Genomic DNA, 14,351 nt, shown 5'->3' on the forward strand with positions numbered 1-14,351 from the left:
CCGGGGGGGGGGGGGGGGGGGGGGGGGGGCGCCGGGGGGGGGGGGGGGGGGGGGGGGGGGGGGGGGCCCCCCCCCCCCCCCCCCCACCCCGGGCCCTCAGCGGACGGTCAGCGAGCCGACCGCCGGCAGCGGGGCGACCACCGGCGGGAGCCGCTTCGGCTCACCCCGCCCGGGGGCGCCCTCGGCGGCCAGCGCGCCCTTCGACGCCTCCGCCCGCCGGGTCGCCTCCGGCTCGGCCGGCAGCTCGGCGAACGGCTGGACGTCGCCCACGCAGACCTTGCCGTTGGCCGGCAGCGCCCCGCGCAGCAGGTACGCGTCGACGGCGCCGGTCACGCAGGCCGACGTCCCGTACGCGGTGTGCCCCCAGCTGTCACTGCTGAGCAGGCGGCTGTTCGGCAGCAGCCGGGCCGAGCTGACCGCGCCCCGGTAGTTGGTCGCCGGGTCCCAGTAGTTGCCCACGACCAGCACCGGCGCGGCGGTCCGCCGGTTGAACGGGCCGGTGTAGGCGTCCTCGTCCCGCACGGTCCAGCTCTTGCGGGCGCACGGCGAGGTGACCCACGTCCACAGCCGACCGAAGTACGGGTCGCGCTTGTCGGCGTTCGCGGCCAGCGCCGGGAACGAGCCGGCGTCCTTCGGGTGGTACGCGTCGGTGCAGTCCACGCCGAGGAAGGTCTCCAACCCGTTCTCGTACGGGAAGTCGTACCGTCGGGCCTGCTCGCGGGCCTTGGCGGCCTGGCGGGTCACGTCCGCCGTCGCCGGGCGGCGGGCGGCCGGCGACGACGCCGGGTCGGTGAGCACCAGCAGGGCGGCGGTGAGGTCGACGACCTCGGCGTAGCCCGTCGGGCCGTAGAGCATGCTGAGGTTGGCGGCGACGAAGTCGGCGTACGTGATGGTGACCGGGCCGAGGTCGGGGTCCTCGATGACCACCGGCTTGGCCCGCAGCCGCTTCGCGACCAGGTCGAACGACGCGACAGGATCGCCCTCGGCCAGCGCACACGCCTCCGCGCCGGCCTTGTCGCAGCGCACCAGGATCTCCCGCAGCGCCTTGTACGCGCCCTGCGCGCTGCGCATCCGGTCCTCCTGGGACAGGTTGCGCGCCCTGCCCTGGCCGACCCACTCGTTCGGGTTGAGCACGCCGTCGATCACCAGGGCGCGGACCCGGTCCGGGAACATGTTGGCGTAGTACTGGCCGAGGATGCTGCCGTAGCTGAAGCCGAGGAAGGTGAGCTTCCGGTCACCCACGGCACGGCGCAGCACGTCCATGTCGCGGGCGACCTCGGCGGTCGACATCGCGCCGATGAGCGGCTTGCCCGTGGTGGAGCAGCCCTTGCCGACGGCCTTCGAGGAGGCCACGTAGGCCTTCTCCTCGGCCTTCGTCCACGGGAACGCCACGTTCAGCCCGGCGTACGCCCGGGTCTGCTCCTTGACGGAGGGGAAGCATCTGACCTGCTGGCTGGCGGCGACGCCGCGCGGGTCGACGCCGACGATGTCGAAGCGGTCCAGCACCTCGTCACCGAGGAAGTACGGCGCGGCGAGCGCGACGTCGGTGCCGGAGCCGCCGGGGCCGCCCGGGTTGACGAAGAGGCTGCCGATCTTCCGCTGCTGGTCGCGGGCCTTGACCCGCAGCACGGCGACCTCGGTCGTCGGGCCGTTCGGCTTGTCGTAGTCGCGGGGCAGCCGGACGGTGGCGCACTCGGCGTAGCCGTAGCAGGCGTACCAGTCCAGCGCGGGCGTGGGCACCCGGTCGACCCGGCGGGCCTCCTGCGGGCTGGTCCGGTCGGAGGTGACCGGACGGTCCCCGCCGGCGGGGGACGGTGCGGCGGCGGCGGGTGCGACCGCGGCGCCGGCGAGGAGCACGCCGGCGATTCCCGCGGCGGCGAGGGACCGGTTTCGTCGTGGCATGTGGACGCCTTCCGGTGGGCGACAGGACGGTCGAGCCGTGGCTCGACCTCCGTCACTCTAGGAACGGCGGACCAGGATTACCGGCCGGCGAACGGCCGCATATCCGACAAACCGCTGACCGATGTAACGAATTGTTCACCGTCGACGCTTTTGGCGGCGGCCAGGCGCAGTGGCCCGGCGTCAGCCCGCGCGCCGGCTCACCTGATGCCGGCCATCCACACCGGCGGTCATCCGGTGCCGGCGACCCGGTTGACAGCGGGCCCCGCTCGGACATCCTGGACGGGTGAGACTTGCGAGGCCCGATGCACGGGCGAAGGCGGTGGCAGCCGCGCTGGTGGCGGCCTCCCTGCTGGTGACGCTGATCGTGTGGGGGCGCCAGGATCTCGTCGGCGTGACGTTGGCGCTGCTCTGCGTACTGGCGACGATGATCGCGGCGGTGTCCGTGGCGGCGGCCCGGCAGGACGACGGGCCGGAACCGGCGGTCACGCCGAACGGCCCGGGGCAGCCCGTCGGGGGACTGTACGGCGTCGACGCCGACACGCTGGAGTCGCTGGACCACCGGGAGGCCGTCCGCGCCATGCGCGAGCGCCACCGGGGACGCGGCGGCTCAGCGGCCCGTGAGGGTGGGTGAGACGAGCGCGTCGAGCCCACGCCCGGCCAGGCAGCGGTACGTCCGGTCGGCGTCGGCCCCGGCCGGGGGCAGCACCTCCAGGTTCCAGCCGTCCGCGTAGCTGATCCCGCTGGTGAGCCGGAAGGTGGTCTCGTTGCAGACCCCGCGTACCGCCGCGTCCGCGCTGACCTGGTCGTGGCCGGCGCCGACCAGGGTGTCGGGGAGCTTGCCCTCGGCGTAGCTCTCCCAGGTGTGCTGGCCGTCGCAGGGCACCCGGGGCGCCCGGGTCCGCGCGCCGCGCACCTCCATCGGCCCGAAGCACTCCAACTCGTCGGCGCAGCCCGCGCCGGCCGGCAACGCGGTCGTCAGGGCGCAGGCGGGCAGCACCGTGCTCGTCGCCGCCACGCCGGCCGTCGGCGACGGGCCCGGGCTGGAGACCGCGCCGGCCAGCCAGGCACCGGCGCCCGCCGAGGCGGCCAACGCGACCATCCCGGCGCCGCCGAGAAACCAGCGCCGCCGACGCCGCTGGCGGGCGGTGGGCACCGTGGGGTGGAGGTCCTCCACCGGCGGTCGCGGAGCGGGCCGGGAGACGTGGTCCACGCCGTACGGGCCGACGGGGCCGGGCACGCCGCTGACCGGACCCGGGATGCCCGTGCCGCCCGCCTGGGCGCCGGCGGGACCGAGCGGCAGGCCGACCAGCAGGTCGCGCAGCTCGACGGCCGAGGGACGCTCGCCGGGATCGTTGGACATGCCGGCCCGGAGCACGTCGATCATCTCGGCCGGCACCCCGGGCAGGCCGGGAACCGGCTGGTGGAACATCTCCAGCACGGTGACCAGGCTGGGGTTGCGTTCGGACTGCCAGCGCGGCGGGCGGCCGTGCATCACCGCGTAGAGGGTGGCGCAGAGGGCGTAGACGTCGACGGCGGGCGACGGCGGGCTGTGGTTGAACATCTCCGGCGGCGCGTAGGCCGGGGTGAGCACCTCCAGGGCGACCGAGGCGTCACGCATCTCGGCCACCACGGCCAGCCCGAAGTCGGCCAGCACCGCCGAGTTGAAGTGCGAGTAGAGGATGTTCGCCGGCTTGACGTCGCGGTGCAGCACGCCAGCGGCGTGCGAGTGGGCGATGGCGTCGGCAATCTTGACCCCGAGGTCGCGCGCCTCGGCGGGCCCGAGCGGCGAGGTCCGCATCCGCTCGGCGTACGAGCCGTCGCAGAGCTCCATGATCAGATAGGGATGCTGGTCGACCGTGACCCCGACGTCGAAGAGGTCGACCACGTGCGGGTGGGACGACATCCGCCCGGCGGCCCGCGCCTCGCGCAGGAAGCGGGCCTGGTCGTGCTCGCTGTCGAGGGTGCGATTCTCCACCTTGACCGCGACCTCGCGCCCCACCGAGATCTGGGTCGCCTTGTAGATCGTCGCGTAGCCTCCCCTGGCAAACACGCGCAGATCGGTCAGACCGGGCACAATGGGCGCCGGCAGGGCGCCGGGCGGGGTCGCGGTCACAGCTCGAAAATACCCAACCGGACCGACGGCTCAGTGAACCGCATCAGCGGCCGGAACGGCACCGGCTGCGGAATCGCCTCCGCCGCCCACCGCCCCCGGGCCCGCGCGACGGTTGTCCCACCAGAGCCCGACGGCGGTCGCCACCGCGCCGAGGCCCTCCCAGGCGGCCACCCCGAAGAACCTCCCGGGCGCGATGTCGGCCAGCACCGCGATGCTGAACACCGTGAACGTGACCAGCCGGAACACCACCGTGAAGCGGAAGAACGACCGCCATTCGGTGGCGGTGGCGAGCAGGTAGTAGACCCCCATGTTGAACGAGGCCATCGAGGAGGCGATCAGGAAGGTGCCGGTGTGGTCGCCGGCCGCGCGCGTCGCCGGCACCTCGAAGCCGAGCATTCGCAGCAGCGCCTCCGGCCAGACCAGCCCGACCGCGCCCATGAGCAGGGCCAGCACGCCGAAGACCGCGATCGTCCATCCGGCGGCCGAACGCGGCAACCTCATCACGGCCCTCCCCAGACCCGACGCGGTCGCACGACCGACCGCCCCTCGGACCTGACACGCTATCGGCCATCCCCGACACACCGCATCCCCAGAACCGCCAGACCTTCCGGTTCCGGGGTTCGCGGGACTAGGGGGTGGTCAGGCGCGCCCGCAGGGCGTCGGCGGCGGCGCGCTCGCTGCGCTGCTCTGTCGCGTACGCCAGGCGGACCGCCTCCTCGGCGCTGGCGAGCGCCTCCACGGGCCGGCCGCAGGCCGCGAGCGCCTCGGCGAGCACCCGGGCGGCGACCACCTGGCTGCGCACGTCCTCCGCCGGGGCAGCGACGGCCCGCCGGGCCCAGTCCAGCGCCTGCTCGCACTGGCCGTGGGCGAGCAGGGCGGACGCGTACCGGGCCATGGTCTGGCGGCGGGAGAAGAGCAGCGAGGGCACGGTGGCGGCGGCGGTGGCCACCGGGGCGAGCAGCCCCACGGCAGTCGCGGAGTCGCCGGCGGCCAGCCGGGCGGTGGCCAGCAGCACCCGGGGCCCCACCTGGGCGGGTGCCTGCGGGTTGTGCGGCTCGACGGCGGTCAGCACCGACCGGGCGTCCCGCTCGGCCGTGTCGCAGTCACCCAGGTCCAGCGCCACGAACCCGCGCAGCGTGCCGGCCATCCCGGTGAGCAACGGGTGCGACGTCCGCTCCGCGTACGACAGCGCGTCGGTGAGCAGGTCGGCGGCGTGCCCCGGCTCGCCCAGCCCGCGCGCCACGACGCCCCGGACGACCAGCGCGAACCCGCGCCCCCAGTCGTCGGAGGCGGCGGCGAACTCGCGGTACGCCCGACGGGCCCCCCGGTCCGCCTCGCCCAGCTCGCCCAGCTCGGCGGTGGCGAACGCCTCGACCGCGCGCAGCGTGCCCACCGCCCACGCCTCGCCGACCCGCTCGCCGAACGGCAGGAAGACCTGCGCCATCCGGCACGCCTCGCGCAGCCGGCCGGCGAGCAGCCGGGCGAAGGCGGTGGTGCCGCGCAGCCAGGCCCGCCCGTACGGGTCCTTCAGCTCGGCGAAGAGCCGGGCGGCCCGGCCGAGCACGGCGTCGGTGCCGGCGAAGTCGCCCCGGGTCGTGGTCACCCAGGCAAGGTTCTGCAACGACCACGCCTGCCCCCGGCGGTCCTGCGACTGGAGGCTCACCTGGTACGACGCGGCGAGCCGGCTGCTGGCCTGCCCCAACCGCCCGGCGACGAAGTCGGCCATGCCGAGGCGGCGCATCGCCGAGGCGCGCAGCGTCGGCAGCCCGCCGGCCGTGGCCACCTGCAACGCCTCCTGCCAGCAGCCCACCGCGCGCGCCTGGTCGCCCATGGTCTGGTGGGCCTGCCCGGCGAGCAGCAGCGCGCTGGTCCGGACGGCGGACTCGTCGCCGGCGTTGGCGGCGATCTTCTCGGCGAAGGCGAGCGCGTCGGCGGGGCGTCCGACCTGGAGCAGCGCCCGGGCGTGCACCACCCGGTCGGCCGCCGGCACCCCGTCCCGGGCCAGCTCGGCCGCGCGTTCGGCGTACTCCACGGCCAGCGCGGGCTCACCCGCCTGCAACGAGCGGCGCGCGGCCCCGCCGAGGGCGGTGACGCCCAGACCGACGACGGCCCGCGCCGGCGCGTCCGGCCGCAGCCCGACCGCGTCGGCCAGCGCGGCGGCCCGTTCCACGTGCTGGGCCACGAAGACGTCCCGGGCCGCCTCGGCGAAGCCGCCCGGCGCGCCCGCACCTGCCGACGGGCCGGCCGCGGCCCACCGGGCCAGCGCCGCGTGCCGCTCGGCCAGCTCGGCCTTGCTCACCCCGGCATACGCGGCCTCCCGCATCAGCGGGGTCGCGAAGGCGTACCCGGCGCGGGTGCGGTGCAGCATCCGGCGTTGCAGCAGCTCCTCGACCGCCCGTTCCAGCTCGACGGCGACCACCGCCGCCGGTCGGCCGTCGCGGCCGGCCCGCTGCTCGCGCAGCGCCTCCAGCGCACCGTCCGGCACCGTGTCGCCGACGACGGCCGCGTCCCGCAGCACGGAGCGGGCCTCCGCCGGCAGCGCGTCGATGCGCGCGGCGAGCACCGCGGCCAGGTCGCGGGAGAGCAGGCGGCTGCCGAGCGAGCCGGGCACCAGTCGCCAGCCGCCCGGGCTCGGGGAGTTCCGCTCGGCGACGGTGGTCAGCGCGCCCCGCTCCATCAGCAGGGTGACCAGCTCGGCCAGGTAGAACGGGTTGCCCTGGGCGGTGGCGAGCAGCCGGTCGGCGTCGGACTGCGGCAGCCTGCCGCCGCCGAGGTAGGTGGTGAGCAGCCGGGCCGCGTCGGCGCCGCGCAGCGGCGGCAGCGCGTGCACCTCGGCGTCGGCGACCCGGGTCAGCGCCCCGGCGGTACGCACCAGCTCGGGCCGGCCGAGCAGCAGCACCAGCACCGGGCCGGCGAGCCGGGACAGGGTGATCCCGAGCGCCTCGATGGTCTCGGCAGTGGCGTCGTGCAGGTCGTCGACGACGACCACCAGGGGCGCCTCCCCGGCGAGCGCGGTGAGCAGGTCCGCGACCGCGTTCGGCACGGTGTCGGCGTCGGTGGGCTGGGCGGTGCCCCACTCGCCCTGGTCGGCCGGGCCGCCGCCGGGCAGCTCGGCGTACCCGAGCAGGGCCAGCAGCTGGTCGATGGCGACCGGCGCCGGCGTGCCGGTGCGGCTGAGTCGCTGGCCGAGCCGGCGCAGGCGTTCCTCGACGGCCGGGCGGGTGAGCGCGGTGGCGGCGTCGTTGGGCAGGCCGACCGCCGCCCGGACCAGGTCGGCCAGGGGCGCGAGCCGGCGCCGCTCGCCGAACGCGGCGCAGCGCACCGACAGCACCCGGGCGCCGGTGTGCGCGGCGTACCGGCCGGCGCCCACGTCGTAGCCGGCGGCGAGGCGTTCCACCTCGGCGGCGAACCGCGACTTGCCGATCCCGGCTTCGGCGGTCATCAGCAGCACCCGGGGCTCGGCGCGGTCGATCACCTCGGCGAGCCGGCCGGCGACCCGGCCGATCTCGGTCTCCCGGCCGACGAAGGGCGCCTCGTCGCCGAGGCCGGACCGGGTGCCCGGGGCGTCCAGGAGGCCGAGCAGCTCGTACGCCTCGACCGGCTCCCGCTTGCCCTTGAGCCGCAGCGGGCGCAACGCCCGCCAGGAGGCCACGTGCCGGGTGGCGGCGGAGGTCCGCGCCCCCGCGTAGACCGCGCCGACGGCGGCGGCGTCGGCCAGCCGGGCGGCGGTGTTGACGGTGTCGCCGATGACCGTGTACTCGATGGCGGCCTGGATGCCGGCGATCACGTCGCCGGTGTTCAGCCCGACGCGCAGGCCGAGCGGCGCGCCGCCGCCCCGCTCGTCGTCGAGCACCCGGCGGACCGCCCGCTGCATCGACAGCGCGGCCCGCACGGCCCGCTCGGCGTCGTCCTCGTGCGCGACCGGCGCCCCGAAGACCGCCATGATCCCGTCGCCGGTGAGCTTGTCGACGTGGCCGCCGAACGTCTTCACCGCGCCGGCCAGCGCGGCGAGCACCCGGTCGGTGACCGCGCCGACGCGTTCCGGGTCGAGGTCCTCGGACCAGGAGGTGAAGTCGGACAGGTCGCCGAAGAGCACCGTCACCACGCGGCGTTCGGCCGCGGGCAGCGTCGCGGCGGCCGGCAGCGCGGCGCCGCAGTTGTGGCAGAACCGCGCGCCGGGCACGGCGACGGTTCCACACACCGGGCAGGTCACGCTTGCTCCAACCCTGCGGCACCTCCGCCGGATTCCCGGCCCAGGTACTCCAGCTGGGCCCGGACGGACCACTCGGCGGCCCACCACAGCGACCGGTCGACGTCGGCGTAGACCGTCGCGACCACCTCGGCGGCGGTGGAGGCGCCCGCGGCGACCGCCGCCCGGACCTGGTCGAGCCGGGCCCGGCGGTGGGCCAGGTAGAAGTCCGCGGCGACGCCGCAGTCGGCCAGTGCCGGACCGTGCCCCGGCAGCGCCGGGATCCCCCGGTACGTCGAGAGCAGTTCCAGGCTGGCCAGGTAGTCCCCGAGGTGCCCGTCCGGGTGGGCGACCACGGTGGTCCCCCGGCCCAGGATCGTGTCGCCGGTCAGGACCACCCGCTCGTCGCCGTGCTCGACCAGGAAGCAGACCGAGTCGCCGGTGTGCCCGGGGGTCGGCACGAGTCGGACGCCCAGCCCGTGGCCGTCCAGCTCCCCGCCCGGCCCGGTCAGCGGCTCCCCGGCGATGGTGTGCGCCGGGTCGGCGGCGCGTACGGGCACTCCGCCGAGCAGCTCGTGCAGGCGGCGCGAGCCGTCGGTGTGGTCGGGGTGGCCGTGGGTGATCAGCACCAGGCCGATCGGCCCCTGCGCGGCGATCGCCGCCAGGTGCCCCTCGTCGGCCGGGCCCGGGTCGACGACGACGGCGTGCTCCCGGCCAGGGGCGCGCAGCACCCAGGTGTTGGTGCCGTCGAGCGTCATCGGCCCGGGGTTCGGGGCACGCAGCAGCGTCACCCAACCCGGCAACCCGTCGGCGAGCGCCGCCGCCGGCGCGGTGAAGTGCCCGGTCATGGCTGCGATCGTACGGCCCCGCCGGCCACTCCCCGCGATCTTGCAGGCTCCGCCTCTGATACGTACCGGTTCACGGCTTTTGCCGGGCACCGAACGCAAGATCGCGGGGAGGTGGTGCGGGTCAGGAGACCTCGACGACGACCTCGACCTCGACGGGGGCGTCCAGGGGCAGCTCGGCCACGCCGACGGCGCTGCGCGCGTGCCGGCCGGCCTCACCGAAGACCGCGCCGAACAGGTCGGACGCGCCGTTGATCACGCCCGGGATGGCGGTGAAGCCCGAGGAGGCCGCGACGAAGCCGGTCAGCTTGACGACCTTGACGACGTTCTCCAGGCCGACCAGCGAGTCGATCGCGGCCAGCGCGTTGAGCGCGCACTGCTGGGCCAGGTCCTTGGCCTGCTCGGCGGAGACGCCGGCGCCGACCTTGCCGGTGGCGAGCAGCTTCCCCTCGACCATCGGCAGCTGCCCGGAGACGTAGACGTGCTGCCCGGACTGGACGGCCGGCACGTAGCTGGCCAACGGCGGGACCACCTCGGGCAGCGTGTGCCCGAGTTCGGCGAGTTTCGCGTGCGGACCGTTGCTCATGCCGCCACCTCGCTGCGCTCGGCGGCGTCATGAGCCCTCGACGCGCCGGTCAGGATGATTCGCTCGCTCCGCTCGCTCATGCCTTCGGCCGCTTCAGATAGGCGACGAGCTGCTCCGGGTTGGGACCGGGAACCACGGAGACGAGTTCCCACCCGTCCTCACCCCAGTTGTCGAGGATCTGCTTGGTCGCGTGGACCAGCAGCGGGACCGTGGAGTATTCCCACTTCTGCATCGGTGGAGGGCTCCCTTGGCTGGAGTTCGACTTCTCGACGCACAGCCTACGGTCCGGCGGACGGGCGGGGCGCGGGACGCTGCTCCGGGGGCGCCGGCACCTCCCCGCAGGAGCCGCCGTGCTCGTACGGCTGGGGGCAGCGGGAGCGGTCCGGCAGCAGCAGGTCGCAGAAGACCCGGTGCCGGTTGTTCTGGTCGTCGGTGCTGGAGACGGTGGTCTCGCCGGCGTCCAGCTCGCTGAGGAAGCTCAGCGAGGTGGCGACCGTTCCGGCCAGCGCGGTGGCCGCCCTCAGGTCGGCGACCCGGATCGGCAGGTGGATGACGAAGCCGGGCTCCTCCTCGTCCCGGGCTCCCGGCCGGGCGGGCACGCGCACCACCTCGACGGGTTCGGCGAGCCGCCGGTACGACCGTTCGTTGACGGGCAGGCCGACGCCGCCCTCGGCCTCCCCCGGGAAGCCGGGCCGCCGCGCCCGGTCGCCCACCGGGAACTGTGCCCGAGGATTGTTGTCCACGTCGCGCATGCCTTGCCTCCGGACGTCGTACCTGGTCAGGTCATCGCTTGCGGGTCCGGGCCCTCCGCCCGGCCCGCCCCCGCGCCGCTGAGAACGTAGGTCGGCGGCGACAGACACGCCAACCGGACGCGCGCAGACGATCACCCAAAGTCACATATACGACACACCATCGGTAAGGAACCTGACGGCACCCGCCGCCCCCCGGAGCGGGGAACCGACCGTTACCCTTCCGGTCGGACGGGCGCTCCGCCGGCTCGCCGCCAGCTCGATCACGCTCGTCGCCCGGTCAGGCGGCGACGCCGCAACCCGGGGGATGAGATGACCCAACCACCCAGCGGTGGCCCCGTCGGACCGCCGGCCGACCAGCCCGGCTCCCCGGCGGCTCCCGGCCCGGCCGCCGCACCCGACCCGGCGACCCCATCCGGCCCGGCAGTCCCATCCGGCCCTGCCGCCGGGCCCCATCCGGCCACCCCGTCCGGCCCGGCCGCCGCTCCTCCGCCCGGTCCGGCCACCCCACGCGGTCCCGCCACCCCACCCGGCCTGGCTGCCGCCCCTCCGCCCGGTCCGGCCGTCGCTCCTCCGCCCGGCCCCGCCGTCGCCCCGGACCCGTCGATCCCGCCGGCCCCGGTCGGGTACCCGCCCTACCAGCCGCCCGCCGCGCCGAAGAAGAAGCGCGGCGTGCTCATCGCCTCCATCGCCCTGGCCGTGATCCTGCTGCTCTGCGCCGGCGGCGGCGTCGTCGCGTTCCTGACGCTGCGCGACGCCGACAGCGGCACGGGGGCCAAGGAGCCGACGGTCGCGGTCGACGAGTTCCTCAAGGCCGTCTACCAGGAGCGCGACGCGGACCGGGCGGCCGGCCTGGTCTGCTCGTCGTCGCGGGACGAGAAGAAGATCGCCGCCAAGGTGGCCGAGGTCGAGAAGCACGTCTCGGCCCACCAGAACCCGCGGTTCCGGTGGAGCACCCCGAAGGTGGACAACCAGACCGGCGACCGCGCCACGGTCACCACCAAGGTCACCATGACCACCGCGGACGAGAAGGTGGCCGACCAGGACCTGCGGTTCACCGTGGTGAAGAAGACGGGTTGGTGGGTCTGCGAGGTCGCCTGAGCCCACGGCCTGGATAGGCTCGACGGGTGCGCGCAGCAGAGTCGCCGGCCGACCCGGCCGGCACCCAGTGGCCGGCCCGCCTCCACGTCGTGACCGGCAAGGGGGGCACCGGCAAGACCAGCGTCGCGGCGGCGCTGGCCCTCGCGCTGGCCGCCGGCGGCCGGCGCACGCTGCTGGTCGAGGTCGAGGGACGGCAGGGCATCGCCCAGCTCTTCGGCACCGATCCGCTGCCGTACGAGGAGCGGCACCTGACCGACGCGCCGGGCGGCGGGGAGGTGCGGGCCCTGGCGGTGGACGCCGAGGAGGCCCTGCTGGAGTACCTCGACATGTTCTACAAGCTCGGCGCGGCCGGCCGGGCGCTGCGCAAGCTCGGGGCGATCGACTTCGCCACCACCATCGCCCCCGGCCTGCGGGACGTCCTGCTCACCGGCAAGGTGAAGGAGGCGACCACCCGCACGTCCGGCCAGCGGCGCGCGTACGACGCGGTGGTGCTGGACGCGCCGCCCACCGGGCGGATCGGCCGGTTCCTCAACGTCACCGCCGAGACGGCCCGGCTGGCCAAGGTGGGCCCGATCAAGACCCAGAGCGAGGGGGTCGCGGCGCTGCTGCGCTCCCCGATCACCGCCGTGCACGTCGTCACCCTGCTGGAGGAGATGCCGGTCCAGGAGACGGTCGACGCGATCGCCGAGCTGACCCAGCTCGGCTTCCCGGTGGGACGGGTGATCGTCAACGGCGCCCGCCCCCCGCTGCCCGCGGGGCGGGTGGTGGCCGCCACCGAGCTGGAGCGGGGGCTGCGCGCCGCCGGGCTGCCGACCGACCGGGACACCGTCGCCGGGCTCGTCGCCGAGGCGCGCGACCAGGCCATCCGCCGCGAGCTGGAGGATTCGCTCCGCGCCGACCTGGTGGAGCTGGGGCTGCCGATGACCGAGCTGCCGCTGCTGCCCGACGGGGTGGACCGGGCCGGCCTGGACCAGCTCGCCGCGACCCTCGTCCGGGCGGATTGACTCACACCTGCGACCGGCCCGGGCGCACGGACCGACCCGGCCCGATACGCTCGATTGGTGCCTTCCGAAGACGCGGCGCCGCAGCTGGACGTCGACCAGATCCTCGCCGATCCGGGCGTCCGGATCGTGGTGTGCTGCGGGGCGGGCGGGGTGGGGAAGACGACCACGGCCGCCGCGCTCGCGCTGCGCGCCGCGGAGCGACACGGCCGGCGCACGGTGGTGCTCACCATCGACCCGGCCCGCCGGCTGGCCCAGTCGCTCGGGCTGACCGAGCTGGACAACACCCCCCGCCAGGTCAAGGGGATCGACGTCGAGGCCAGCGGCGGCGAGCTGCACGCCATGATGCTCGACATGAAGCGCACCTTCGACGACGTGGTGCTCCAGCACACCGACCCGGCGAAGGCGGCGGAGATCTTCGCCAACCCCTTCTACCAGGCCATGAGCTCGACCTTCGCCGGCACGCAGGAATACATGGCGATGGAGAAGCTGGGCCAGTTGCACGCCCGGGGCGAGTGGGACCTGATCGTGGTGGACACCCCGCCGTCCCGCTCGGCGCTCGACTTCCTGGACGCACCGGCCCGCCTGTCCCGCTTCCTCGACGGGCGGATGCTGCGCCTGCTGCTGGCCCCGGCGCGGACCGGCGGGCGGAGCATGTTCAGCCTGGTCACGGCCTCGTTCGGGATGTTCTCCAAGGTCGTGCAGAAGGTGCTCGGGGCCCAGTTGCTGACCGACCTCTCCGGTTTCGTCGCCGCGTTGGATTCGATGTTCGGCGGCTTCCGGCAGCGCGCCGAGCAGACGTACCGCATCCTCCAGGCGCGGGAGACGGCGTTCCTGCTGGTCGCGGCGCCGGAGCCGGACGCGGTCCGGGAGGCCGCGTACTTCGCGGGCCGGCTGCGCGAGGAGAAGATGCCGCTGGCGGGCCTGGTGCTCAACCGGGTGCACCGCTCGGCGGTGCCCGGGATCGACGCGGCGGAGAGCCTGGCCGCCGCGGAGCGGCTTGCCGGCCTCGGCGGGCACGAGGGCACCGTCGACGTGCTGCGGGCCCACGCGACGCTGGCCCAGCAGGCGGTACGCGAGCGGCAGGTGGCGGCCCGCTTCACCGAGGCGTTCCCGGCGGTGCCGGCGGTGTCGGTGACGGCGCAGCCCGCCGACGTGCACGACGTCGACGGGCTGCGGACGATCGGCGCGGCGATCAGCCGGCCGTGACGGTGCTCAGCCGGCGGTGGTGACGAGGATCTTGTCCTTGCCGGTCTTGTCCTTGGCGTTCTTCTTCATCGCGGCCTCGAACATCTTGCGCCAGCTCGCCACCTGTGGGTGACGGCGCAACAGCGCGCGACGTTCGCGTTCGGTCATGCCGCCCCACACTCCGAACTCGATCCGGTTGTCCAGCGCGTCGGCCAGGCACTCGTACCGAACTGGGCAGCTCCGGCAGATCCGCTTCGCCACGTTCTGTTCGGCGCCCTGTACGAACAACGCGTCCGGGTCCCCGTTCTGACACGCCGCCAGCGACGGCCAGTCAGTGATCATGCCCATCTGTACACGTCCCCCCTTGCAGTACCTACCGACCCCGTCGCGGACCAGCCGGCAATCCCCCCGATCGCCCTGCCCGCCTTCCCCAAGGCGGCACGGACGACATGTGGCGCTGTCGCCGCCACCATCATGCTCTGTAGTCGCCTGATTACGCAACGTTGTCGGCGAAATCCATCATTCCGGACACTCCCGGCTTCCCGGGCTTCGCGACCGCCGGTTACCCCGTCGGGGTCCGTGAAAACGCTGCGGGCCCCCTCCGTCAGGAGGGAAACTCGGCGGCGGATTCACGCAACCTCGCACCGGGGGTCGTGCGTTTAGCACAACGAGGTCGG

At 75.0% G+C, this 14,351-nt stretch carries 13 protein-coding genes; 4 read left to right on the plus strand and 9 right to left on the minus strand.

What is annotated here, in order from left to right:
• Positions 1–96: 96 nt before the first annotated feature.
• Positions 97–1,902, minus strand: a complete 1,806-nt coding sequence (locus tag ACLQ20_RS08010; RefSeq protein ID WP_327029863.1) for an alpha/beta hydrolase — start codon at positions 1,900–1,902, stop codon at positions 97–99.
• Between the two features lie 283 nt (positions 1,903–2,185).
• On the opposite strand from ACLQ20_RS08010, the gene ACLQ20_RS08015 reads away from it, so the two are divergent.
• On the plus strand, positions 2,186–2,533 hold the full coding sequence (locus ACLQ20_RS08015) for a hypothetical protein (protein ID WP_151456544.1): 348 nt from the start codon (positions 2,186–2,188) through the stop codon (positions 2,531–2,533).
• On the opposite strand, the gene ACLQ20_RS08020 is transcribed toward ACLQ20_RS08015, so the two are convergent.
• The 7 genes from ACLQ20_RS08020 to ACLQ20_RS08050 form a co-directional block, all read right to left on the minus strand.
• Entirely contained in the window at positions 2,510–4,015 is a 1,506-nt protein-coding gene (locus tag ACLQ20_RS08020; RefSeq protein ID WP_425854741.1) for a serine/threonine-protein kinase, read from the minus strand. The genes ACLQ20_RS08015 and ACLQ20_RS08020 overlap by 24 nt on opposite strands.
• Positions 4,016–4,045: 30 nt before the next feature.
• Positions 4,046–4,516 carry a hypothetical protein gene (locus tag ACLQ20_RS08025; RefSeq protein ID WP_151456542.1) on the minus strand — a complete coding sequence of 157 codons (471 nt, stop codon included), beginning with the start codon at positions 4,514–4,516 and terminating at the stop codon, positions 4,046–4,048.
• Positions 4,517–4,643: 127 nt separating this feature from the next.
• A complete protein-coding gene (locus ACLQ20_RS08030; RefSeq protein WP_425854744.1) occupies positions 4,644–8,228 on the minus strand; it encodes an adenylate/guanylate cyclase domain-containing protein in 3,585 nt (1,194 codons plus the stop codon).
• A complete protein-coding gene (locus tag ACLQ20_RS08035) occupies positions 8,225–9,052 on the minus strand; it encodes an MBL fold metallo-hydrolase (protein ID WP_151456540.1) in 828 nt (275 codons plus the stop codon). The genes ACLQ20_RS08030 and ACLQ20_RS08035 overlap by 4 nt, the downstream gene beginning before the upstream one ends.
• 121 nt (positions 9,053–9,173) lie before the next feature.
• A complete protein-coding gene (locus ACLQ20_RS08040) occupies positions 9,174–9,635 on the minus strand; it encodes a RidA family protein (protein WP_151456539.1) in 462 nt (153 codons plus the stop codon).
• A gap of 76 nt (positions 9,636–9,711) precedes the next feature.
• Entirely contained in the window at positions 9,712–9,867 is a 156-nt protein-coding gene (locus tag ACLQ20_RS08045) for a DUF4177 domain-containing protein (protein WP_018222171.1), read from the minus strand.
• Between the two features lie 46 nt (positions 9,868–9,913).
• Positions 9,914–10,387, minus strand: a complete 474-nt coding sequence (locus ACLQ20_RS08050) for a hypothetical protein (protein ID WP_425854747.1) — start codon at positions 10,385–10,387, stop codon at positions 9,914–9,916.
• Between the two features lie 531 nt (positions 10,388–10,918).
• On the opposite strand from ACLQ20_RS08050, the gene ACLQ20_RS08055 reads away from it, so the two are divergent.
• From ACLQ20_RS08055 to ACLQ20_RS08065, 3 genes are read left to right on the plus strand one after another with little or no spacing between them, the layout of a single operon-like run.
• A complete protein-coding gene (locus ACLQ20_RS08055) occupies positions 10,919–11,485 on the plus strand; it encodes a hypothetical protein (protein WP_425854849.1) in 567 nt (188 codons plus the stop codon).
• 26 nt (positions 11,486–11,511) lie between these two features.
• On the plus strand, positions 11,512–12,489 hold the full coding sequence (locus ACLQ20_RS08060) for an ArsA family ATPase (RefSeq protein ID WP_151453589.1): 978 nt from the start codon (positions 11,512–11,514) through the stop codon (positions 12,487–12,489).
• A gap of 54 nt (positions 12,490–12,543) precedes the next feature.
• Positions 12,544–13,695 carry an ArsA family ATPase gene (locus ACLQ20_RS08065; protein ID WP_327029870.1) on the plus strand — a complete coding sequence of 384 codons (1,152 nt, stop codon included), beginning with the start codon at positions 12,544–12,546 and terminating at the stop codon, positions 13,693–13,695.
• Between the two features lie 6 nt (positions 13,696–13,701).
• On the opposite strand, the gene ACLQ20_RS08070 is transcribed toward ACLQ20_RS08065, so the two are convergent.
• Entirely contained in the window at positions 13,702–14,022 is a 321-nt protein-coding gene (locus tag ACLQ20_RS08070; protein WP_132238543.1) for a WhiB family transcriptional regulator, read from the minus strand.
• Between the last annotated feature and the right edge of the window lie 329 nt (positions 14,023–14,351).

Source organism: Micromonospora sp. DT46 (genome assembly GCF_049841735.1).
GTDB lineage: Bacteria > Actinomycetota > Actinomycetes > Mycobacteriales > Micromonosporaceae > Micromonospora > Micromonospora reichwaldensis.

What these genes read in the sequence shown, in the direction of transcription:
- ACLQ20_RS08010 (WP_327029863.1), bottom strand. Translation starts at nt 1,902, where the DNA reads ATGCCACGACGAAACCGGTCCCTCGCCGCCGCGGGAATCGCCGGCGTG.
- ACLQ20_RS08025 (WP_151456542.1), bottom strand. Translation starts at nt 4,516, where the DNA reads ATGAGGTTGCCGCGTTCGGCCGCCGGATGGACGATCGCGGTCTTCGGC.
- ACLQ20_RS08035 (WP_151456540.1), bottom strand. Translation starts at nt 9,052, where the DNA reads ATGACCGGGCACTTCACCGCGCCGGCGGCGGCGCTCGCCGACGGGTTG.
- ACLQ20_RS08040 (WP_151456539.1), bottom strand. Translation starts at nt 9,635, where the DNA reads ATGAGCAACGGTCCGCACGCGAAACTCGCCGAACTCGGGCACACGCTG.
- ACLQ20_RS08045 (WP_018222171.1), bottom strand. Translation starts at nt 9,867, where the DNA reads ATGCAGAAGTGGGAATACTCCACGGTCCCGCTGCTGGTCCACGCGACC.
- ACLQ20_RS08050 (WP_425854747.1), bottom strand. Translation starts at nt 10,387, where the DNA reads ATGCGCGACGTGGACAACAATCCTCGGGCACAGTTCCCGGTGGGCGAC.
- ACLQ20_RS08070 (WP_132238543.1), bottom strand. Translation starts at nt 14,022, where the DNA reads ATGGGCATGATCACTGACTGGCCGTCGCTGGCGGCGTGTCAGAACGGG.